At 72.5% G+C, this 22,074-nt stretch carries 19 protein-coding genes; 7 read left to right on the forward strand and 12 right to left on the reverse strand.

The window, feature by feature from the left end; genetic code table 11:
• Window positions 1-29: 29 nt before the first annotated feature.
• Entirely contained in the window at window positions 30-602 is a 573-nt protein-coding gene (locus ACIHFE_RS06660; protein ID WP_400104705.1) for a cob(I)yrinic acid a,c-diamide adenosyltransferase, read from the reverse strand.
• A 208-nt stretch (window positions 603-810) separates the two neighbouring features.
• On the opposite strand from ACIHFE_RS06660, the gene ACIHFE_RS06665 reads away from it, so the two are divergent.
• From ACIHFE_RS06665 to ACIHFE_RS06675, 3 genes are all read left to right on the forward strand, one after another.
• Entirely contained in the window at window positions 811-1,659 is an 849-nt protein-coding gene (locus ACIHFE_RS06665) for a 3-hydroxyacyl-CoA dehydrogenase family protein (RefSeq protein WP_400104706.1), read from the forward strand.
• Window positions 1,660-1,803: 144 nt separating this feature from the next.
• Window positions 1,804-2,148, forward strand: coding sequence for an STAS domain-containing protein (locus tag ACIHFE_RS06670; RefSeq protein WP_400104707.1), 345 nt, complete (start codon window positions 1,804-1,806; stop codon window positions 2,146-2,148).
• A 208-nt stretch (window positions 2,149-2,356) separates the two neighbouring features.
• Window positions 2,357-4,714: an ATP-binding protein gene (locus tag ACIHFE_RS06675; RefSeq protein ID WP_400104708.1), complete on the forward strand. Its 2,358-nt coding sequence runs from the start codon at window positions 2,357-2,359 to the stop codon at window positions 4,712-4,714.
• 70 nt (window positions 4,715-4,784) lie between these two features.
• Here ACIHFE_RS06675 and nucS read toward each other — a convergent pair whose 3' ends face one another.
• The gene (nucS, locus tag ACIHFE_RS06680) at window positions 4,785-5,447 is read right to left on the reverse strand and encodes an endonuclease NucS (protein ID WP_400104709.1); all 663 of its coding nucleotides are present in this window, start codon (window positions 5,445-5,447) and stop codon (window positions 4,785-4,787) included.
• Between the two features lie 209 nt (window positions 5,448-5,656).
• Here nucS and ACIHFE_RS06685 point away from each other — a divergent pair, with 209 nt between their 5' ends.
• Window positions 5,657-6,049, forward strand: a complete 393-nt coding sequence (locus tag ACIHFE_RS06685) for an SCO5389 family protein (protein WP_400104710.1) — start codon at window positions 5,657-5,659, stop codon at window positions 6,047-6,049.
• Window positions 6,050-6,141: 92 nt separating this feature from the next.
• On the opposite strand, the gene ACIHFE_RS06690 is transcribed toward ACIHFE_RS06685, so the two are convergent.
• Window positions 6,142-7,176, reverse strand: a complete 1,035-nt coding sequence (locus tag ACIHFE_RS06690; RefSeq protein ID WP_400104711.1) for an LLM class flavin-dependent oxidoreductase — start codon at window positions 7,174-7,176, stop codon at window positions 6,142-6,144.
• Between the two features lie 197 nt (window positions 7,177-7,373).
• Here ACIHFE_RS06690 and ACIHFE_RS06695 point away from each other — a divergent pair, with 197 nt between their 5' ends.
• Window positions 7,374-7,709, forward strand: coding sequence for an ATP/GTP-binding protein (locus ACIHFE_RS06695; protein ID WP_400104712.1), 336 nt, complete (start codon window positions 7,374-7,376; stop codon window positions 7,707-7,709).
• Window positions 7,710-7,731: 22 nt separating this feature from the next.
• On the opposite strand, the gene ACIHFE_RS06700 is transcribed toward ACIHFE_RS06695, so the two are convergent.
• The 8 genes from ACIHFE_RS06700 to mce form a co-directional block, all read right to left on the reverse strand.
• Window positions 7,732-8,589: an ABC transporter permease gene (locus ACIHFE_RS06700; protein WP_400104713.1), complete on the reverse strand. Its 858-nt coding sequence runs from the start codon at window positions 8,587-8,589 to the stop codon at window positions 7,732-7,734.
• On the reverse strand, window positions 8,586-9,932 hold the full coding sequence (locus ACIHFE_RS06705) for an ATP-binding cassette domain-containing protein (RefSeq protein WP_400104714.1): 1,347 nt from the start codon (window positions 9,930-9,932) through the stop codon (window positions 8,586-8,588). The genes ACIHFE_RS06700 and ACIHFE_RS06705 overlap by 4 nt, the downstream gene beginning before the upstream one ends.
• A gap of 93 nt (window positions 9,933-10,025) precedes the next feature.
• Window positions 10,026-10,913, reverse strand: coding sequence for a hypothetical protein (locus tag ACIHFE_RS06710; RefSeq protein WP_400104715.1), 888 nt, complete (start codon window positions 10,911-10,913; stop codon window positions 10,026-10,028).
• 3 nt (window positions 10,914-10,916) lie between these two features.
• On the reverse strand, window positions 10,917-11,687 hold the full coding sequence (locus ACIHFE_RS06715) for an ABC transporter permease (protein WP_400104716.1): 771 nt from the start codon (window positions 11,685-11,687) through the stop codon (window positions 10,917-10,919).
• A gap of 3 nt (window positions 11,688-11,690) precedes the next feature.
• Window positions 11,691-12,668 (reverse strand): ABC transporter ATP-binding protein, encoded by a 978-nt coding sequence (locus ACIHFE_RS06720; protein ID WP_400104717.1) that lies wholly within the window; start codon window positions 12,666-12,668, stop codon window positions 11,691-11,693.
• A 185-nt stretch (window positions 12,669-12,853) separates the two neighbouring features.
• Window positions 12,854-13,792 (reverse strand): cellulose-binding protein, encoded by a 939-nt coding sequence (locus tag ACIHFE_RS06725; RefSeq protein WP_400104718.1) that lies wholly within the window; start codon window positions 13,790-13,792, stop codon window positions 12,854-12,856.
• Between the two features lie 124 nt (window positions 13,793-13,916).
• Window positions 13,917-18,455: a polarized growth protein Scy gene (scy, locus tag ACIHFE_RS06730; protein WP_400104719.1), complete on the reverse strand. Its 4,539-nt coding sequence runs from the start codon at window positions 18,453-18,455 to the stop codon at window positions 13,917-13,919.
• Window positions 18,456-18,615: 160 nt separating this feature from the next.
• On the reverse strand, window positions 18,616-19,056 hold the full coding sequence (gene mce, locus ACIHFE_RS06735) for a methylmalonyl-CoA epimerase (protein WP_400104720.1): 441 nt from the start codon (window positions 19,054-19,056) through the stop codon (window positions 18,616-18,618).
• A 138-nt stretch (window positions 19,057-19,194) separates the two neighbouring features.
• Here mce and ACIHFE_RS06740 point away from each other — a divergent pair, with 138 nt between their 5' ends.
• Both ACIHFE_RS06740 and meaB read left to right on the forward strand, forming a co-directional pair.
• The gene (locus tag ACIHFE_RS06740; protein WP_400104721.1) at window positions 19,195-20,406 is read left to right on the forward strand and encodes an acetyl-CoA C-acetyltransferase; all 1,212 of its coding nucleotides are present in this window, start codon (window positions 19,195-19,197) and stop codon (window positions 20,404-20,406) included.
• A 43-nt stretch (window positions 20,407-20,449) separates the two neighbouring features.
• Window positions 20,450-21,409, forward strand: coding sequence for a methylmalonyl Co-A mutase-associated GTPase MeaB (gene meaB, locus ACIHFE_RS06745; protein WP_400104722.1), 960 nt, complete (start codon window positions 20,450-20,452; stop codon window positions 21,407-21,409).
• Window positions 21,410-21,518: 109 nt separating this feature from the next.
• Here the strand turns inward: meaB and ACIHFE_RS06750 are convergent, their stop codons facing one another.
• Window positions 21,519-21,995 carry a MarR family winged helix-turn-helix transcriptional regulator gene (locus tag ACIHFE_RS06750; protein WP_400104723.1) on the reverse strand — a complete coding sequence of 159 codons (477 nt, stop codon included), beginning with the start codon at window positions 21,993-21,995 and terminating at the stop codon, window positions 21,519-21,521.
• Window positions 21,996-22,074: the final 79 nt, after the last annotated feature.

Below are 22,074 nucleotides of genomic sequence, written 5' to 3' on the forward strand. Positions count from 1 at the left end.
GCCCCAGCCGGGCCGGGGCGCGCCGTAGGTCAGCGGTTCTCGCCGGGCACCCAGAGGACGTCCCCGAGCTCCTTGTTCGCCGTCCGCGCAAGGATGAACAGCAGGTCCGAGAGCCGGTTCAGATAGGTCGCCGTCAGGGCGTTCATGGCGTCCCCGTGTTCGGCCAGCGCCGCCCAGGTGGAGCGCTCCGCGCGCCGTACCACCGTGCATGCCTGGTGCAGCAGCGCGGCGCCGGGGGTGCCGCCGGGCAGGATGAAGCTGCGCAGCTTCTCCAGGTCCGCCAGGAAGCGGTCGCAGTCCGCCTCCAGCTTGTCCACATAGGACTGCTCCACCCGCAGCGGGGGGTACTCGGGGTTCTCCACCACCGGGGTGGCCAGGTCGGCGCCCACGTCGAAGAGGTCGTTCTGGATGCGGACCAGCACCCGGACGATGTCCTCCGGCAGTTGCCCCAGCGCGATGGCCACCCCGATCGCCGCGTTGGCCTCGTTGGCGTCGGCGTAGGCGGCGATACGGGTGTCGGTCTTGGCGGTGCGGCTCATGTCGCCCAGGGCGGTGGTGCCGTCGTCTCCGGTGCGGGTGTAGATGCGCGTCAGGTGGACCATGCCCGAAAGCCTAGTGCGCAAGCGCGTGACAAGCGGGACGCAAGGGGCCCAACTGCTGTATGTGGCGGGCTCGGTGGGGCGCGGAGTGTGACGTCCGTCAAACAGGACGTGACGCGCATCTCTAACTTCCCAACAGCGCCCCGCCGGACGCTAAGGTCCGCCCGAGAGAGCCAAGAACAGGGAAGTACCAGGAAGTAAGGGGACAGCTGTGGCCAGGAAGCTCGCCGTCATCGGTGCCGGACTGATGGGTTCGGGGATCGCGCAGGTCTCCGCGCAGGCCGGTTGGGACGTCGTGCTGCGGGATGTCACCGACGAGGCCCTCAAGCGCGGTACGGACGGAATCGCGGCCTCGTACGAGAAGTTCGTCTCCAAGGGCAAGCTGGAGGCCGCCGCGGCCGAGCAGGCGCTGGGCCGGATCACCACCACCACCGACCTGGACGCGGTCGCCGACGTGGACATCGTGGTGGAGGCGGTCTTCGAGGACATCGACACCAAGCGGGAGATCTTCCGCACCCTGGACGGCCTGGTGCGCGAGGAGACGGTGCTGGCCTCCAACACCTCCGCCATCCCGATCACCAAGATCGCGGCGGCTACCCGGCACCCGGAGCGGGTGGTGGGCACCCACTTCTTCTCTCCGGTGCCCATGATGCAGCTGTGCGAGCTGGTGCGCGGCTACAAGACCAGCGATGAAACCCTGGCCAAGGCCCGGGAGTTCGCCGAGGGTGTGGGCAAGACCTGCATTGTGGTCAACCGCGATGTGGCCGGCTTTGTGACCACGCGTCTGATCTCGGCCCTGGTGGTCGAGGCGGCCAAGCTCTACGAGTCCGGGGTGGCCAGCGCCGAGGACATCGACATCGCCTGCAAGCTGGGCTTCGGCCATGCCATGGGCCCGCTGGCGACCACCGACCTCACCGGGGTGGACATCCTGCTGCACGCCACCGGCAACATCTACACCGAGTGCCAGGACGAGAAGTTCGCGCCGCCGGAGATCATGCGCCGAATGGTGGACGCGGGCGACCTGGGCCGCAAGAGCGGTCAAGGCTTTTACCAGTACTGACCGGGAAGCGCCAAAAACCGTTCACCCCACCGTGTGAACTCGGTATTGATTCGCTTACAGGCGGCAACTTTGTCGTGTGAGAGGCAGTCAGTTCTTTAGATCCCTTTCCACCTCATCCACCTCGCAGCACTCCGGGGAGCGCATATGCATATCAGGGGCGATCACGCCGAGCTGGTCGTCGGGGGGCGCCTCGACGTCCGCAACGCGGCGGACGCCCGTACGGTCCTGCACTCCGCCCTGGACGCCGGCCGCGGTGACCTGGTCCTTGACCTGACCGAGCTGGACTCCTGGGACGCCACCGGACTCGGCGTCATCATGGGCGCCCACCGCAGGGCCGGGCGCACCGGCCGCCGGCTGGTGCTGCGCGGGGTGCCGGACCGGATGCAACGGGTGCTGGTGGCCGCCCGGCTGCACCGCATCCTCGCCATCGAGGACGGCTCTCCCCAGAGCTCCCAGGTCACCCGGCCCGCGTGCAAGCGGGCCGGATGAGCCGGTTGTGAGACCGGTGCCCCGATTGCTGACCGGATCGTGACGTCCGGGGCGGCACGACACCCGTCGCGTCGGCGATACTGTCCCACGGTCTGTTCGGTTTCCCGTCGCAACGTAAGCCCACGACGGGCGCCGGACCGGAGGTCGTAAAGAGCGCGGACAGGCCGTGAGGGCATGACGGCACGCCACGCGACTGGGGGCTTTGACCATGGACCCGACCCATCACGACCGGGTACCCGGGCAATCCGGCGACATCCACGAGGACGCGGCAGTTGACGGGCCGGCCCCGGCCCGCGGACCGGCACAGGCCCGGGTGGTACAGCTGGTCGCCGGGAACTATCTGCTCACCGTCAACCCGGTGGACGGCAGCGAGATAGAGCCCTGCCCGCCGGGTGAGCTGCCCGCCCGTCCGGAGCGTCACGACCCCGCCGAACGCGCCGAGTTGCTGCGGGCGTCCGTACCGCCGCCGCCCGCCCGCCCGGCCGGACCCCAACTGCCGCTGGTGGGGCGGTCGGAGGAGCGGGAGCGGCTGGGCAGGCTGCTCTCCCGGGGCCGTTCGGTGCGGCTGACCGGCCCGGCCGGCTCCGGTCGCACCGCGCTGCTGGACGCCCTCGCCGAGGACTGCGCCACCCTGGCCCCGGACGGCGTGGTGCGTCTGTGCGGCCATCAGCGCTCCTCCTCGGACCTGCTCCATGAACTGTTCGCGGCCGTCCATCACGCCCCGCTGCACCGCCCGGACCGGGCCGAACTCCTCGGCCGGGTAAGGGAGATCGGCGCGGTGGTGGTGCTGGACGACCTGGAGTTCGGCGGCGTCCAGCTGGACGAGCTGCTGGACGCCACCCCCGAGTGCGCCTGGCTGCTGGCGGCCACCCCCGAGGTCGCCGCTCCCTCGGCCGACTCCCACCTGGAGGAGGTCTTCCTCTCCGGGCTGGACCGCACCGACTGCCTGGAACTGCTGGAGGCGGCGGTCGGCCGGGCGCTCACCGACCAGGAGGCGGACTGGGCGGCGGATGTCTGGTTCGACTCCGAGGGGCTGCCGCTGCGCGTGGTCCAGGCCGGTGCGCTGCTGCGGCTGGGGGCCACGGTGGACCAGGAGCAGCGGCCGCCGGTGCGGGAGCTGGCGGTGGAACTGGCCGGCCGGCTGTCCGAGCAGGCCCGGGACGCGCTGCGGTTCGCCCTGGCGCTGGGCGGCGAGCTGCCGCACCAGGCGCAGCTGCCCGCGCTGGCGGGCGACACCCATGCGGACGCCGCGGCGGGCGAGCTGGTGGCCGCCGGGCTGGTCACCGCGGCGGGCGCCCGCCACCGGCTGGCGGCCGGCGTCGCCGACCAGCTCACCGGCGACGCCCAGGCGGGCTATGGCACGGACCTGGCGGAGCGGGCGCTGAGCGCCGCCCAGCACTACTCCTGGTGGGCCGGGCACCCCTCGGTCACCCCCGAGCGCATCGCCGCCGAGGCGGACGCCCTGCTGGCCGTGCTGGCGGCGCTGGTGGCCGGCGGGCGGCCGGGGCAGCCGGCGGCCGCGGTGCTGCTGGCCCGTACCGCGGCACCGGCGTTCGCCGCCGCCCTGCACTGGGGCGCCTGGGAGCGCAGCCTGCGCCATGGCCAGCAGGCCGCGCGGCTGGCCGGCGAGGTGGGCGAAGAAGCCTATTTCCACCATGAGTTGGGTGTGCTGGCGCTCTGCACCGGCCAGGTGGAACGGGCCCGCGCCGAGCTGGAGACCTCGGTGGGGATGCGCGGCGCGATGGCGGACAAGCGGGGCGCGGTGGCCGGGCGCCGGGCGCTGGCCCTGGTCGCGGACCGCTCCCGGCAGGCGTCGCCGCGGCCGGCGGCGCCGGCCGTGCCGCCGCAGGTGCCGCCGGCGGTGTCCGCGGTGTCCGCCGTGCCCGCGGCGCCTGGGCCGCGTCCGGTGGTGCCCCGGCAGGTGCCGCCGGCCCAGCGTCCGGATGACGCCACCACCGCGATCATCAGCCGGGTGCCGGCGGCCCCGGCCCGTCCGGTGGCGGCCGCGGCGGTGCCGCCGCAGTCCTGGGCCAAGAAGCTGATGGCCGGCGGCAACCGGCGCAACCTGGCGGCGGCCGGGGCCGGAGTGCTGTTCGCGGCGGTGCTGGGCACCGTGGTGACCATCGGGGCGACCTCCGGCAAGCACGGGGACGGGGGCCCGGCGGAGAAGGTCGGCCCGCGCCAGTCGGCGTCCCAGCAGGACGACACCGGCGGGCTGAGCGCCGACCAGCCCGCGGCGGGCCAGAACGGCCCGGCGCCGGCTCCCGGGGTAACCGGCCGCCCCGGCCGCAGCCATGGGCCCAGCGGGCAGCCGTCCGCCTCGCACGGGGCGACGAGCAGTGTCTCGCCGTCCACGCCGGGGGAGAGTGAGTCGCCGGTCACGCAGTCGCCTCGGCCGACGGACACGGGTGAGCCGTCGCACTCGCAGTCGCCTTCGCCGTCCGAGAAGCCCTCGCCGACGAAGACCGTCGACCCGGGGCCGACAAGTAAGCCGACGACACCCGGGCCGAGCCCGGTCACCCAGTCGGCGAGTGTGTCGGCGCCGTCCAGGCCGTCGAAGGGCTGACGGGGTCGCGTTTCGGGTGCGGGGCGGCGGGGGCTGGTCGCGCAATTCCCCGCGCCCCTTACGGGGCGCCCTAGAACAGCCGGAGCTTGTCGTCCTCGATTCCGCGCATGGCGTTGTAGTCGAGGACGACACAGCCGATGCCGCGGTCGGTGGCCAGCACCCGGGCCTGGGGCTTGATCTCCTGGGCGGCGAAGATGCCGCGCACCGGGGCCAGATGGGGGTCGCGGTTGAGCAACTCCAGGTAGCGGGTGAGCTGTTCGACACCGTCGATCTCACCGCGCCGCTTGAGCTCCACGGCCACCGTCTGGCCGTCGGCGTCCCGGCACAGGATGTCCACCGGCCCGATGGCGGTGGGGTACTCGCGGCGGATGAGGGTGTAGCCCTCGCCGAGGGTCTCGATGCGGTCCGCGAGCAGTTCCTGAAGGTGTGCTTCCACGCCGTCCTTGATGAGGCCCGGGTCGACGCCCAGCTCATGCGAGGAGTCGTGCAGCACTTCCTCCATGGTGATGATGAGCTTCTCGCCCGCTTTGTTGATCACCGTCCACACCCCACCGTCGCCTTCCTTGAGCGTGCACGGCGGCGACATCCAGTTGAGGGGCTTGTAGGCCCGGTCGTCCGCGTGGATGCTGACGCTTCCGTCGGCCTTGACGAGGATCAGGCGAGGGGCGGAGGGCAGGTGGGCGGTGAGCCGGCCCGCGTAGTCCACGGAGCAGCGGGCAATGACGAGACGCATGGTGAGCCACGCTACTCGACGACCCCTCCTCCACGCGATTCGCCCTGGATGGACCCCTTCGCCGTTGGCCAGTTGTATGTGCGTTCTCCTGGTGGGGCCGCAGTGGCCGGATTACCGTTGAAGCGGGCGGTCGCCGTACGGGCACGGGGCGTCGTCGTCCGCTCGCCCATCCCTGAGACCCCGTGCGCGGGGTCGCGAGAGGAGAACCCATGTCGCTCGACGTCTCACCGGCCCTCTTGGCACAGGCCGAGCGAGGCGAGGTCGATGAAGCGGAATTCGTCGACTGCGTCCGGAACTCCCTGCCTTATGCGTGGGAGATGATCAGCTCCCTGGTGGCCCAGCTCAAGGTTGACGGTGGCCCGTTCGCCGACAACCGGACGCCGCCGCCGGACGAGCAGGCGCGCGGCCAGCTGCTGCGGGCCATGGCGAGTGACGCGATCCGCGGCGCGCTGCAACGACACTTCGGGGTCCGGCTGGCGTTCCAGAACTGCCACCGGGTCGCGGTATTCCCGCTGGACGCTTCCGCGGACGAGCGGCTGGCCCGATTCACCTCGATCCGGGGCCAGTTGCTCAACCAGTCACCAGAGCTTCGCGACTGCTGACGCGGCGCTGCTGCCGCTCCGCACTCGGGAGGTGCGATCGGTACGGGAGCGGCAGCTCCCCGGATTCCGTGGCCGGGGAAGCCGGGACGGGCTCAGGGCAGGAAGGGCAGCAGGGGCAGCACCTCGGCCCCCAGACAGCGCAGGTTCTCCTCGGTTCCCGCGAGGTCGCCGCAGCCCTCGGCGAGCAGCGCGAAGCGCCTGATCCCGGTGCGCTCGGCGGTGGCCGCCAGTCGGTCGGCGCACAGCCGCGGCGGGCCGACCGGATGCAGGGCGCACAGCAGCTCGGTGTAGGCGTGCGGGTCGCGCATCCGCCGTGCCCGGCCGTCCACCGTCACATGGGCGCCCAGGCCCTGCTGCAGCCAGCCGGGCATCGCCTTCAACAGGGTCTCCGCCGCCTCCGCGCGACGGTCCGCGATCTGCACCACACCGGCCGAGACATGGCCGGCCGCGGCGACCTGCTCGGGTGAACTCCCCGCCTCCAGCGCGCACTTGCGCCACAGCGCCACCATCTCCGCCTTCTCCTGGTCCCCGCTGTGCATACCCAGCAGCATGGGCAGCCCGTGCCGGGCGGCCAGCCGCACACTGGCGGGCGAGGTACAGGCAACGATCACCGGTGGGCCGGGGCGGTCCAGCAGCTCGTCGGGCCGGGGCACCACCGCCACCTCGCGGAAGGAGAACCGTTCCCCCGCGGCACTCACCCGGGGCTGGCGCAGCCAGCGCATCAGCAGGTCCAGGGACTCCGGGAAGGACTCCTCGTACGCCGCCAGGCCGGAGTTGAACACCTCCAGATCCACCCAGGGCCCACCGCGGCCCACGCCCAGGGTGAAGCGGCCGCCCGAGGTGAGGTGCAGCAGCGCGGTCTGCTCGCCCAGGGCCACCGGGTGGGTGGTCGGCAGCACACTGACCGCGGTGCCCACCCCGATCCGCCGGGTGCGGCCCAGCAGCAGGGCGGCCAGGGTGATCGCGGACGGGCAGACGCCATAGGGGACGAAGTGGTGCTCGGCCACCCAGACCGCGTCGAGGCCGGCCTCCTCGGCCACCTCCGCCGACCGTACGGCCCGGTAGAGAGCCTCCCCATGGCCCTGGCCCGGGAACTGGGCGGCCAGGACGAATGCTCCAACGCGCATCGCTTGTGTGCCTCCTAGCGACGGACTGGCGATCGAATCGCCGTCCCGGAGGCATTAACGGCCGACGCGGGTCCGAAGGTACGGCCCACCGAAAGGTTTTCATGATGATCGTCAGAGCGCGGCCGCCGTCCCGGGGCGGTGACGGGGACGCGTAGGCTGGTCACAGGCCGTAGCTCCCCAGAACTCCGAGGTGCCCCGTGTCCCCGCGCCGAAACCGCCCGCGAGGCGGCGCCGAAAGGCGAGCCGAGATCCCGCCCGAGCGAGAGGGGGGTGACCGCTACGGCCTGGAGCGCACCGAGAGCTGGCAGGGTGAGGAGTGGTCGGTGCGGATGATCGGCGGCGGGGCGGCCGCCAAGCACTACCGGTGCCCCGGCTGTGACCAGGAAATCCCGCCCGGAGTCCCGCACTTGGTTGCCTGGCCGCAGTACGGCGCGGGGGTGGAGGACCGGCGGCACTGGCACAAGGCGTGCTGGAACGCACGGGACCGCCGGGGCGCCAGGCTCCAGCGGTCTCGTAACGCGCCGCGTTATTAGGGGAGTTCGATCTTCAGGGGGTTCAGGCGTCCCGCCGGGTCATCAGCAGATGCGCGCCCGCCAGCGAGGCGGCGGTGAGGACCGCCACGATCAGCAGGGACAGCCACGCGCCCGGCCCGCCAGGACCGTTGGCGCCCGGGTAGAAGCTGCTCAGCTGGGCCGGGACCGAGTACTCCAGCAGCTTGCTCGCCAGGCCCCCGAAGGCGCTCAGGAACATCGCCAGGATCAGCGGCAGCAGCACCACGCCCAGCACGGTGGTGATCGCGCCGGCGGAGTGCCGCAGCATGCCGCCGACGCCGAGGGACAGCAGGCCGAGCAGGGAGAGGTAGAGGCTGACGCCGGCGGTCGCCCCCAGCCAGTCCCCGGCGCTGTTCCGGTAGTGGGTGTACTCGCTCAGCGCGCCCTGGTCGATCACGGCCACCAGGAGGGTGGCGGCCAGGGTGGTCACAAAGGTGAGCGCGAAGTAGACGATCGCCTTGGCGGCCAGCACCCGGGTACGGCTGGGGCAGGCGGTGAGCGTGGTGCGGATCAGCCCGGTGCCGTACTCCGAGGAGAGCGTCAGCACGCCCAGGGTGAGCACCGGGATCATGCCCAGCAGCACCCCGATGAAGCCGAGGTCCAGCGCACTGCCGTTCTTGATGGACCCGCTGTCCGAGCGGGAGGCCAGCACCAGGGCCACCAGGGTGCCGATGCCGATGACCACCGCCAGCATCGCGCCCAGCGTCCACATGGTGGAGCGCAGCGAACGGATCTTGGTCCACTCGGCCTTGACCGCGTCACCGAGGGTGGCCTGCCGGACCGGGATCGGGGACACATAGCCGCCGCCCGGGGTCGCGGTGCCGGGCCAGTACGGCTGCTGCGGGGTGATCGGGGCGGTCATCGGGCGTCGTCCTCGCTGTGGCGGTGGGCGGGGGTGTTGTCGGGCGCGGGTTCGCTCCGCTGGGCGGGCGTGTTCCCGGGTACGGCTTGCGGAGCGACGGGTGCGGACGGGGCCGGGGCGGGCGCGGTGGACGCCGAGGGGGCGTGGGTGACCGGCGCGGGAGGTGCGGCAGGTGGTGTGGGTGCGTTGTGCGGCGCGGGCGGGGCGACGGGGGCGGGCGCGCTGTGGGGCGCGGGTGCGCTCGGCGCGTTCGCGGACGCCGGGGCCGCCTGGCCCGGTGCGTAAGGGTTCGCCGCGGGCGGCGCCGGCTGCTGGGCGTAAGGATTGGGCAGCTCGCCCGGCAGCACCGGGTAGACCCGCTCCGCCGGCACCGGCGGTGCGCCCCAGCCGGGCGCGGCCGGCTGCTGGTACCCGGCGCGCCGGTCCGCCGTGGAGCGGTAGTCCACCATGTTCTGGGTCATCCGCATATAGGCCTCTTCCAGCGAGGCCTGGTGCGGGGAGAGCTCCCACAGCCGGATGTCGGCGCCATGGGCGAGGTCGCTGATGCGCGGCAGCGTCAGCCCGGTGATCCGCAGCGCCCCGTCCGGCTCCGGCAGCACCTGGCCGCCCGCCTCGGCCACCGTGGCGATGAGCTTCTCCCGGGCCGAGGCCTCCCCGTCGGGGGTGCGGACCCGGGCGAATCCGGCGGAGTTGGCCGCGATGAAGTCCTGGACGCTCATATCGGCCAGCAGCTGACCGCGGCCGATCACTATCAGGTGCTCGGCGGTCAGTGCCATCTCGCTCATCAGGTGCGAGGAGACAAAGACCGTACGGCCCTCCGCCGCCAGCCGCTTCATCAGGTTGCGGACCCAGAGGATGCCCTCCGGGTCCAGGCCGTTGACCGGCTCGTCGAAGAGCAGCACCTGGGGGTCGCCCAGCAGCGCGGCGGCGATACCCAGCCGCTGGCCCATGCCCAGCGAGAAGCCCTTGGACCGCTTGCGGGCCACCTCCCGCAGGCCCACCACATCCAGCACCTCGTCCACCCGGCGGGCCGGGATGCCGGAGTGCTGGGCCAGGGACAGCAGATGGTGGTAGGCGCTGCGGCCGCCGTGCACGGCCTTGGCGTCCAGCAGGGCGCCGACCTGCCGGGGAGCGTTGGGCAGCTGCCGGTAGGGCAGCCCGCCGATGGTGACCCGGCCGGCGGTGGGCACATCCAGGCCGAGGATCATGCGCATGGTGGTGGACTTGCCGGAGCCGTTGGGCCCCAGGAAGCCGGTGACCGCACCCGGTCTGACCTGGAAGTTCAAGTTGTGCACGGCCGTTTTGGCGCCATAGCGCTTGGTCAGGCCGACTGCCTCGATCATTCTCCGCCCCTCGCCGGTGGTCGGGGCAGCAGTGCTTTCCGGGATGCCCCTTTCGGGTAAAGAGGATATCGAGCGGCTGACGGGTTCCCGATGTCAGCGAAGTGCTGCCGAGGGCTCGCAGCGCGGACCCTCCGCGGTCCGGGGGCAGCGCACACAGCCGGCCGCCGGGTTGGGGTCGTCGCCCCAGAAACCGGGCCCGGGGCAGCACACCCAGCCCTCCCGCAGATAGATCCGCGCCCCCTCGGCCCGGGCTGCGGCGTCCGCCCGGGCCCGGGCGATCCAGGCCTCCGGGCCGGGACCCAGCAGGGCCGCCAGCCGGGGCGAGGCCAGCAGCGCGGTCAGCAGGGCCCGCTGGTTGCCGCCCCCGGGCCGCGGCCGGCCGGTCGCCGGGTCGGCGAGCGTCCCGTACCGGGAGACATACAGCCCGGCGGCGGGCAGCGGCGCACCGGACGGCAGGGCCATCGTGAACCGCGGCCCGGTGACCGGCACCCGGCGGTAGGCCGGCTCGGTGGCGTCCACCGCCGCCAGCTGGGCGGCATCGAACCAGGCGGCCACCAGGGTGTGCTCGGCCGCCGGATCCGCGTACGGCGCCGCGGGCGCGTACCCGTTGCGCCCCACATGCGCCGAGCAGCCCACCCCGATGCCCCGCACCCGCACCGGCACCATCGGCACCACCACCGGCAGCCCGCGGCCGGCCAGCTTGTGGGCCAGCTGGGCGGGCGAGGCATTGGAGCCCACGGCCAGCACCGGATGCCGCCGGCCGGCCGGGTCCGCGCCGAGCGCGGCCAGGGCCGCGTCCAGTGACCAGGCGTTCCGGTCGGCGGCCGGCCAGTCGCCCAGCGGGCCGGGCCGGGCCCGTAACGGCACCAGCAGGTCGTCCACCAGCAGCGCCGGCCGGGTCACCGGACGGCCGGGATAGCTCAGCGGGCTCAGCGCGGGCACCACATCCAGGCCCAGCTCCGCCAGGCTGCGCGGCCCCATGGGCTAGGCGTCGCGCTTCTTGAGTACCGCATAGCCGCCGAGCAGCGCGGCCGCCACCCACAGCACCATGATCCCCAGGCCGCCCCAGGGGCCGTACGGTGTGCTCTCGGCGCTCGGCACCACCTGCATCACCTTCTGGCCGGCCTTGTCCGGCAGATACTCGGCGACCTTCCGGGTGGCCGAGACGCCCTGCAGGATGTTGGAGATCAGGAAGAAGAACGGCATCAGGATGCCCAGCGACAGCATCGGGCTGCGCAGCATCGCCGCCACCCCCATCGAGAACACGGTGATCAGCGTCATATAGAGGCCGCCGCCGATGACCGCCCGCAGCACCCCGGGATCACCGAGATGCGCCCGGTGATCTCCCAGCATGGCCTGCCCCAGGAAAAAGGTGAGAAAACTGGTGGCCATGCCAATGACCAGGGCGAGCAGCGCGGCAATAGTGATCTTGCTGAACAGAAAGACGCCGCGCTGGGGAACGGCGGCCAGTGAAGTGCGGATCATTCCGGTGCTGTATTCATTCGCCACCACCAGCACCCCGAAAACGATCAATGCCAGTTGTCCCAGGCCCATACCGGCAAAGCTGATGAAGGTGGGATCGAAGGTGAACTTGTCGCGCAGGGAGAGTTTGGCGTAATCATCCCCGGCCAGCTTGCTGATCAGCGCGCCCAGCCCGACCGTCACCAGCACCGCGATGCCCAGCGTCCACACCGTGGAGCGCACGGATCTGATCTTCGTCCACTCCGAGCGCAGGACCTGCGTCGCCACCGCCATGGCTTATGACCCCTTCTTCTGCCAGTCCGTTCCCCAGCTCCCGGCCGGCGGGGGCTGCTGGGGCGGGGCCTGGTGGTTGGGATGCGCGTGGTACTCCACCGCCCCGGCGGTCAGCCGCATAAACGCCTCCTCCAGCGAGGCGCGCTGCGGGCTCAGTTCATGGAGGGTGAGTCGGTGCCGGGCGGCCAGCTCGCCCAGGTGCGCCGCGTCCTCCCCATGCACCTCCAGCGCCCCGTCCGTGGCCGGCGCCGCGCTGATCCCGGCTCCGGAGAGCACATCGCGCAGCCGCTCCTGCTCGGGCGAGCGCATCCGCACATACGACTTGGAGTTCTGCGCGATGAACTCGGACATCGAGGTGTCCGCCAGCAGCCGGCCCTGGCCGATCACGATCAAGTGCTCGGCGGTGAGCGCCATTTCACTCATCAGATGCGAGGAGACAAAGACCGTACGGCCCTGGGCGGCCAGCGACTTCATCAGATTGCGGATCCAGTGGATGCCTTCCGGGTCAAGGCCGTTGACCGGCTCGTCGAACATCAGGATCCGTGGATCGCCCAACAGGGCGGCGGCGATGCCCAGTCGCTGGCCCATGCCCAGCGAGAAGCCCTTGGAGCGCTTGCCCGCCACCGCGGCCAGACCCACCACATCCAGTACCTCACGCACCCGTTGGGGCGCGATGCCATTGCTCTGCGCCAGACACAGCAGGTGGTTGTAGGCGCTGCGACCACCGTGGATCGCCTTGGCGTCCAGCAGGGCGCCCACCGTACGCAGGGGGTTGTGCAGCTGCCGGTAGTGCTTGCCGTCGATGCGCACCGTGCCGCTGGTCGGGTTGTCCAGATCCAGCATCATTCGCATGGTGGTCGACTTGCCCGCCCCATTGGGGCCCAGGAAACCGGTGACCATGCCGGGCCGGACAGTGCAGGTCAGATCGGAGACGGCGAGCTTGTCGCCGTAGCGCTTGGTCAGGCCCTCAAGCTCGATCATTCAGCCACGGTAAGGGCGCCCGGGGCGGCCCGCCACCGGAGCGGCGGAGTCCGGACGTACCGCGGCGCTCCGGCGTGGCAAGCCGCCCCCCGTGTGGGCAAGGTCTGCCCTGTGCGGCCTACCGTGAAAACCGTGGAACTCGTCGAACCCGTCGAACCTGTGGAACCCGTGGAAGAGAAAGGCGCCTAGCGGCTCTGCTGAGCCGGCACCCCGCGCGAGATCGGCTCGTCGTCGGCCGGCACACCGGCCGCGGCCACCGCCGCGCCGGTCAGCGTGGCCAGCATCTCGCGGACATTGGTCAGCTGGGCGTTGATGCTGTCGCGGCGGTTGGTGAGCGCCGCCAGCTCCCGCTCGGATTCGCTGCGGATGCGGTCCGCCTTGGCATTGGCGTCGGCCACGATGTCCTCGGCCTGCCGCTGCGCGGTCTCCACCGTCTGCCGGGCCCGGCGCTCCGCGTCGGTGCGCAGCTTCTCCGCCTCCAGGCGCAACTGCTCGGCGCGGTGCTCGATTTCGGCCAGCCGCTTCTCCGCCTTGGCCTGCCGGGAGGCCAGATCACGCTCGGACTGCTCGCGCCGCTTGGCCAGGTTGGTCTCGAAGTCGGCCGCCGCCTGGGCCGCCTTGGCGCGGGTCTCCTCGAAGAGGGCGTCCGCCTCCTCGCGCTTGGACTGCGCGTCCTTCTGCGCCTCGGCCCGCAGGGTGGCCGCGTCGCCCTTGGCCTTCTCCACGATCCGGGCGCCCTCGTCCTCCGCCTTGGCCTTGCGGTCGGCGGCGAAGGACTCGGCGTCGTTGCGCACCTGCTGGGCCGCCGACTCGGCGAGCTCACGGTGCTGCTCCGCCGCCCGGCGGGCCTCCTCACGCAGGTCCTTGGCCTCTTCCTCGGCCAGCCGCAGGATCTTCTCGACCCGTGCCCCGAGCCCCGCGTACGACGGCTCGGAGTCGTTGATCTGCGCCTGAGCGTTCTGCGTCTCGAGGTGCAGTTCCTCGATGCGCTTTTCCAGAGAGGTGATCCGGGCCAGTGCGCTGTCACGGTCGGCGACGAGCTTGGTAATGCGGTCGTCCACCTGGCCGCGGTCGTATCCACGCCGCACGAGCTCGAAGCCGAAGGGGGAGGAAGTGTCGCTCATGGGGTTCCTGTCGAAAGAGACCGGTGAGGTGATAGAGGGAATCCTAGGGGCGAGTGCGGCGTGTCAAGGGGCAGATGGTTGTACTCGTGCGGGAGATCTGGAAAATGTCCCCCCGATTGAGTGGCTACTTTCCAGACTGCTTACCACCCGATCGAGTAGAGCCGACACCAACCGTCGCCTTCACCCCGCCCTCCTTGGAGCCGCCTGCCCCGGGGGACTCAAATGATTCCAACGCCTCCAACACGTCCTGGACACGGGAAATCTCGGCGTTGATGTCCTCCTGCCGACGCTCCAGCGCCTCCAACTGCCGCTTCCCGCCCTCGACAAGGGCCGTCGCCTCGGCGGTGGCCTCGGTGCGCAGGCGCTCCGCCTCACGTACCGCGGCCGCCTTCTTCTGCTCGGCCTCCTTCAGCAGGCCCTCGGCCTTCTTCACCGCGGCGATGCGCACCTTGCTCGCCTCACCACTGGCATCCGACAGCAGCTGCTTGGCCTTGGCCTCCGCCTCGGCCAGCTGCTCGGTGGCCGCGGCCACCAGCTTGTCGCAGCGCTCGCCGGCCGACTGCATCGCCTCGGCCACCTCCCGGCGGGCCCGGTCGTGCAGCTCCTCGACCTCACCCTCGATCCGGGCCCGCAGCTCCTCGGCCCGGTCCCTTATGGCGGTGGCGTCCCCGCGCGCCTCGGACAGCAGCGAGTCGGCGTCCGTACGCGCCTGCTCCACCAGGGCGTTGCCCTCCGCGGTGGCCCCGGCCACGATCCGCTCGGCCTCCTTGCGGGCCGCGCCCACCATGGCATCGGCCTGCTCCTCGGCGGCGGCGGCCGACTTGACCGCCTCCTCCTGGGCCTTGGCCACCAGGGCGTCGGCCTGTTCGGCCGCCTCGGTACGGCGCCTGGCCGACGCCTCGCGCGCCTCGTCGACCGTACGCTCGGCCTCCTCCAGTGCCTCGGTGCGGATCCGCTCGGCCTCCAGCACCGCGTCCGCCTTCAGCTTGGCCGAATCGGCACGGGTGCTGTTGGCGTTCTCCTGCGCGGCGGCCAGCGCCGTCCGCGCCTCGGACGCCATCCGCTCGGCCTCCGCGGTGGCCTCGGTGATCAGCTCGTCCGCCTGCGAAGCGGCCTCCGCCCGGCGGGAGTTGGCCGCCTCACGCGCCTCGTCCGCGATCCGCTCCGCCTCCTGACGGGCGCTCTCCAGCGCCTCGGCCGCGTCCCGGCGCACCCGCTCCGCCTCCGCGGCCGCGTCCGCCAGCATCCGCTCGGCCTCGTCACCGGCCTCGGCCAGCCGGGCATGCGCGGCTTCCTGGGCCTCGGCCAGGGTGGTCCCGGCCTCGGCACGCAGCTTCTCGCCCTCGGTGGCGGCCTCCGCGATCAGCTCGTCCGCCTGACGGGCCGCCTCCGACCGGTGGGCATTGGCCTTCTGCCGCGCCTCGTCCACGATCCGGTCGGCGTCGTCCTGCGCCGAAGACGTGAGCTCCGCCGCCTCGTTGACGATCCGCTCGGCCTCGGCGTGGCCGTCCGCGCGCATCTTGTTGGCGTCCTCGCGGGCCTCCGCCCGGGTGCGCGCCGCGTCCTGCTCCGCGGTGGCCAGCGCGTCCGAGGCATCGGTACGCATCTGCTGCGCCCGTGCCGAGGCGTCCGACACCAGCCGGTCCGCCTCCGCGGTCGCCTTGGCGAGCAGTTCGTCCGCCTGCTGCGCCGCTTCCACCCGATGGGCGTCGGCCGCGTCCCGCGCCTCCTCCACCGTACGGGTGGCCTCCGCCACCAGGCGCTCCGCCTCGGCCCGCGCCTCCGCGCGCTCCGCCTCGGCCGCCTCGATCGCCTCCTGCAGCGTGCCCGCCGCCTCGGCGCGCAGCCGGTCCGCCTCCGCGGCGCCCTCGGCGCGCTCCGCCTCAGCCGCCTGCCGGGCCTCGGCCAGCACCCGCTCGGCCTCGGCACACAGCTTCTCGCCCTCGGCGGTGGCCTCGGCGATCAGCTCATCCGCCTGACGGGCCGCCTCGGTGCGCTTGGCGTGCGCGGCCTGCCGCGCGTCCTCCAGGACCCGCGCGGCCTCCTCCTCCACGCTGCGGCCCTCGGCGATGGCGTCCGCGACGGTGCGCTCGGCCAGCTCCTGGGCCGCCTCGGCGGCCGCCTGTGCCTCGGCGCGCACCCGCGCCGCGTCCTCGGCCGCCCGCTCACGCTCGGCGTGCGCCTCGGTACGGACCCGGTCCGCCTCCTGCTGGGCCTCGGTGAGGGTGCGCTCGGCGTTGTGCTCGGCCGCCGAACGCAGCCCGGCGATCTCCTCCTCGGCCTGCTCATGCAGCCCGGCGACCGCGTCCCGCACCTGCTGGGCGGTGGCCTCGGCCGCCGACACCAGCCCGTCGGCCCGCTGCTCCGCCTCCTCGACCAGGCGCTCGGCCTCCGCCTGCGCCTCGGCCACCCGCTTGCGGGCGGCGGCCAGCAACTCCTCGCTCTGCTCATGCGCCGCCTGGCGCTCGGCCTGCGCCTCACCACGCGCGTCGCCCAGCAGCTCCTCGGCCTCCCGGCGGCGGCGCGCGGCCTCCTCCTGGGCGGCGGCCAGCGCCTCGGCCGCCTCGGCGGCGGTCCGCTCGGCGGCCGCGTTGGCCTCGGACCGCACCCGGTCGGCCGTCTCCTGGGCCTCGGTACGCAGCCGCTCCGCCTCCGCGGTGGCCTCGGCCAGCAGCCGGGCCCCGGCCGACTCGCCCTCGGACCGGGTGGCCGACGCCTCCTCGGCCGCCTCGGTACGCAGCCGCTCGGCCTCCTCCTCGGCCTGCGCGGTCAGGGTGCGCACCCGCTCGGCCGCCTCGGTGCGCTGCCGCTCGCTCTCCTCGGCCGTCTCCCGGCGCAGCCGCTCGGCCTCGGCCCGCGCCTCGCGCAGCGCCGACTCGGCGGACTCCAGGCGCTGTTCGGCCTCGGCGCGCAGCCGGGCCAGCTCCTCGGACGCCTCCTCCAGCCGGGCCGCCGCGGCCCGCTCGGCCTCCTCGCGCACCCTGGCGGCCGCCTCGGCGGCCTCGGCGCGGGTGCGCTCGGCGTGGTCCTCGGCCTCCTCGGCCATCTCCTCGGCCTCGGCGCGCGACCGCTCCAGCAGCTCCTCGGCCTGCTTGCGCAGCCCGGCCGCCCGCTCGGCCGCCTCGGTGCGCACCCGCTCGCTCTCCGCGGTGGCGCCGGCCCTGCTCTCCTCGGCGTTCGCCTTGGCCTTGACCAGCAGTTCCTCGGCGGTACCGGCCGCCTCCTCGATCTGCTGGAGGGCCTCCTTGCGCGCCTCGGCCCGGATCCGCTCGGCCTCCTCGGCCGCCTCGGCGCGCTGCTGCTCGGCCTCGGCGCGCAGCCGCCGGGCCTCCTCCTGCAGCTCGACCGTCTTGGCCCGGTACTCCTTGGTGTCGTCCTTGGCCGCGCCCTTGAGCTGTTCGGCGGTGTCCTCCGCCTGCGCCCGCAGCCGCTCGGCCTCGGCCTCCGCCTCCCGGCGGATCCGCTCGGCCTCGGCGGCCGCCGCCTTGGTGGTGGCCCGGGCGTCCTCGGACGCCTTGGACAGCACCTCCTCAGCGGTCCGGGCCGCCTGCGCCAGCCGCGCCGCGGAGGCCTCGGCGGCCTCACTGCGGGCCTTCTCCGCGGCCTCGGCCACCAGCCGCTCCGCCTCGGCGGCGGCATCGGCGCGCAGCTGACCGGCCTCCGCGCGCAGCGCCTCGGCCTCCTTGGTGGCCTCGCCCACCAGCCGGGTGACCTCCGCCCGGGCGGCGCGGGTGCGCTGCTCGTTGTCCGACTCGGCCTCGGCCAGCCGGGCCGAAGCCGCCTCCTTGGCCTGGGCCAGCACCTTGTCCGCCTCGGCCCGCGCCTCGCGCAGCGCCGACTCGGCCTCCTGCATCCGCGCCTCGGCGGCCCGGGTGAGCTCGGCGGCCGTGCTACGGGCCTGGTCGGACTCGGCGCTGGTGGCCGTGCGCAGCTGCTCGGCGTGGTCGGTGGCCTCCTGGGCCTGCGCGGAGGCGGCGGTCAGCAGCCGCTCGGCGTCGGTGCGCGCCCGGCGCAGGATCGCTTCGGCTTCGGCCCGTGCCTCCTCGGCGGCCACGCCCAGCCGGGTCCGTGCCTCCTCGGTCAGCCGCTGCGCCTCGGCGCGCGCTGCCGACAGCGCCTGCTCGGACTCGGCGCGGGACTCCTCCAGCAGCCGGCGGGCCTGCGACTCGGTACGGGCCCGCAGCTGTTCGGCCCAGGCGACGTTCTCGTTGACATGCGATTCGACGGTCTGACGGCGCTCATTGAGCTCCTCGTCCAGCCGCTGACGGCGTGCCACGGCCTCGGCGTGCAGCTCGGCATCCAGCCGGGCCTGCCGCTCGGCGGCCTCCTGGAGCAGCCGCTGGGTCTGGGCACGGGCCTCGCGCAACTCCCGCTCGGCGTCGGTGCGCAGCTGGTCGGCCTGGATCTGGGCGTTGCGCAGCAACTGCTCGGCCTGGTAGTCGAGACCGGCCGCGTCATAGGCGGGGCGGTGGGCCAGGGCACGGCGCGCCTCATGGAGTTTGGCGCGCAACACCTCGACCTGGTAGCCGAGGTCGTCGGCGTGCTGGACCGCCTTCTCCCGTTCGGTCTTCAGCCGCTCCATCTCGGCCTCGAACTGCGAGAGGTGGTCGGCCTCCTCCCGTTGACTCTCCTGGCGCTCGTAGCCCCGCACAGCGCGGTCCATCCGTCCCCTGGTCGCGTCGGCGGCCGGCCCCGTACTGCGTGTGGTGGAACCCGGAGCCCGCCCTTCCGAAGAAATGGTGTCAGATCATCGGCACAGCCTGGGCCGGGCCCCACCCGCGCCCCGGCCGAACCTGCACTCTACCGGCCGGGGAAGGTGTGGGTCAGTGGTCCTCGGCGCGGCGGGGCGCCGAGGTGACGAGTTCGGTCAGCACCCCATGGCAGTCCTTGGGGTGCAGGAAGGTGATGCGCGAGCCCATGGAGCCGGTACGCGGCTCGTCGTAGAGGACCCGCACGCCCTTGTCCCGGGCGGCCTGCGCGTCGCCGTCCACGTCGGCGGTGCCGAAGGCGATGTGGTGCACCCCTTCGCCGTTCTTGGCAAGCCACTTGGCGACCGTGGAGTCCTCCCGGACGGGCTCCAGGAGCTGGAGGTAGGAGGCGCCGCCGTCCGAGGTCTCGTTGATCTTCAACATGGCCTCGCGTACGCCCTGTTCCTCATTGACCTCGGTGTGGAACACCTCGAAGCCATAAGTGGCACGGTAGAACTCGACGGTCTTGTCGAGGTCGAAGCAGGCGATCCCGATGTGGTCGATGCGCGTCAGCATGGAACCAGTGCACCGCCGTGCGCTTGGTTACGCAACGTGCGCGCGATCACACCGCGGGGCCGGTGACCGGGGCCGTACTGCTCAGTACATTGACGAAACCACCTCACCGCTCGACATCCGCCCGAAGGAGCCGTGTTCATGTCTGGTACGAACGGTTCGACCGGTACCACTTCCGTGATCGTCGCGGGCGCACGGACGCCCATGGGCCGGCTGCTCGGCTCGCTGCGTTCGTTCTCCGCGGCCGACCTGGGCGGGGCGGCCATCAAGGCCGCGCTCGACCGGGCGGGCATAGGAGGCGACCAGGTCCAGTACGTGATCATGGGTCAGGTGCTGCAGGCCGGCGCCGGCCAGATCCCGGCCCGCCAGGCGGCGGTCAAGGCCGGCATCCCGATGAACGTTCCCGCGCTGACCGTCAACAAGGTCTGCCTGTCCGGCCTGGACGCCATCGCGCTGGCCGACCAGCTCATCCGTGCCGGGGAGTTCGACATCGTGGTGGCCGGCGGCCAGGAGTCGATGACCAACGCCCCGCACCTGCTGCCCAAGTCGCGCGAGGGCTACAAGTACGGCGCCGTGCAGATGCTGGACGCCATGGCCTACGACGGGCTGACCGACCCCTTCGAGGGCATCGCCATGGGGGAGTCCACCGAGAAGCACAACACCCGGCTGGGCATCCGCCGGGCCGAGCAGGACGAGGTGGGCGCGGTCTCCCACCAGCGGGCCGCCGCCGCCCAGAAGAACGGCCTCTTCGAGGCGGAGATCACCCCCGTGGAGATTCCGCAGCGCAAGGGCGAGCCGGTCATCTTCAGCCGGGACGAGGGCATTCGGGCCGAGACCACCGCGGAGTCCCTCGGCAAGCTGCGCCCCGCCTTCGCCAAGGACGGCACCATCACGGCCGGCACCGCCTCGCAGATCTCCGACGGTGCCGCCGCGGTGGTGGTGATGAGCAAGGCCAAGGCCGAGGAGCTGGGCCTGGAATGGATCGCCGAGATCGGTGCGCACGGCAATGTGGCCGGGCCCGACAACTCCCTTCAGTCGCAGCCCTCCAACGCCATCAGGCACGCACTGGCCAAGGAGGGCCTGGGTGTTGACGATCTCGACCTGATCGAGATCAATGAGGCGTTTGCGGCCGTAGTGGTCCAGTCAATGAAGGATCTGGGCGTTTCCCTGGAAAAGGTGAACGTCAACGGTGGGGCCATCGCGTTGGGTCACCCCATCGGCATGTCGGGTGCCCGGCTGGTGCTGCACCTGGCGCTGGAGCTCAAGCGGCGCGGCGGCGGCGTGGGTGCGGCGGCGCTGTGCGGTGGCGGCGGCCAGGGCGACGCGCTGATCCTCCGGGTCCCCGGCAAGTAAGCCTGGCCCCGCGATACGGAACGGGATACGGAACGGAGCGGATATGACGGACGTCCCCGCACTGGTCGAGCAGGCCAGGGCCGGCCGGCCACGGGCCGTGGCCCGGCTGATCTCGCTGGTGGAGGGGGCGTCCCCGCAGTTGCGCGAGGTGATGGCGGCCCTGGCGCCGCTGTCCGGCAACGCCTATGTGGTGGGCCTGACCGGTTCGCCCGGAGTGGGCAAGTCCACTTCCACCTCGGCGCTGGTGACCGCCTACCGGCGGATGGGCAAGCGGGTGGGGGTGCTGGCCGTGGACCCCTCCTCGCCCTTCTCGGGCGGTGCGCTGCTCGGTGACCGGGTGCGGATGTCCGAGCACGCCTCCGACCCCGGCGTCTATATCCGCTCCATGGCCACCCGCGGCCATCTCGGCGGGCTGGCCTGGGCCGCCCCGCAGGCGATCCGGGTGCTGGACGCGGCCGGCTGCGAGGTGGTCCTGGTGGAGACGGTGGGCGTCGGCCAGTCCGAGGTGGAGATCGCCTCCGAGGCCGACACCTCGGTGGTGCTGCTGGCCCCGGGGATGGGCGACGGCATCCAGGCGGCCAAGGCCGGAATCCTGGAGATCGGCGATGTCTATGTGGTCAACAAGGCGGACCGGGACGGGGCGGACGCCACCGCCCGGGAGCTGAACCACATGCTGGGCCTGGGCGAGGCCCGTAAGCCGGGCGACTGGCGGCCGCCCATCGTCAAGACGGTGGCCGCCCGCGCCGAGGGCATCGACGAGGTGGTCGAGGCGCTGGAGAAGCACCGGGCGTGGATGGAGGAGCACGGGGTGCTCGCGCAGCGCCGCCGGACCCGGGCCGCCCGCGAGGTGGAGACCATCGCGGTGACCGCGCTCCGGGCCCGCATCGGCGACCTGCACGGCGACCGCCGGCTGGGCGCGCTGGCGGAGCGGGTGGCCGCCGGCGAACTGGACCCCTACGCCGCCGCCGACGAACTCATCGAGGGCCTGACCAACGGGGGTTGAGGGCACCCCCAGGGGCGCGGGACGGTCGCATCATGCGGCTCCGCCGCGTGGGCGCGAGCAGCCCCCACGGCCCGCAGCCGAAACCGAACCCCCAAAAGGCAGAGCCCAGTTACCCCTTACCCCTGGCGGAGCGCAAGTGCTTCGCGACCGGAGCCAGCGACTCATAAAGCGCCTTGAGCTCCTCCTCCGACAGCAGGTCGATGAAGTGCTCCCGCACCGAGGCGACATGGTGCGGGGCGACCTTCCGCATGGTCTCCCACCCCTGGTCCGTCAGCACCGCGAACAGCCCCCGCCGGTCCGACTCGCAGTTCTCCCGGCGGACCAGGCCGGCGTTCTCCATGCGGGTGATCTGGTGGGAGAGCCGGCTCTTGGACTGCAGGGTGGCGGTGGCCAGATCGCTCATCCGCAGCCGGTGGTCCTGGGATTCGGAGAGATTGACCAGGATCTCGTAGTCGTTGTTGGTCAGGCCGAACGGCTGGAGATCCCGTTCGAGCCGGTGCATCAGCAGCCGGCTGACGTCCAGATGGGTCCGCCAGGTCCGCTGTTCCTCGTCGCTGAGCCAGCGAGTGCCGTTCTCGGTGTCCATGAATGGAATCTACCTAAATAAGTTGAAATTTTAACTGGTCGTCGGTGCCGTAGGGGCCGAAGTGAGAGGTCAGGCGTTC

The organism is Streptomyces sp. NPDC052396, assembly GCF_044593195.1.
Lineage (GTDB): Bacteria > Actinomycetota > Actinomycetes > Streptomycetales > Streptomycetaceae > Streptomyces.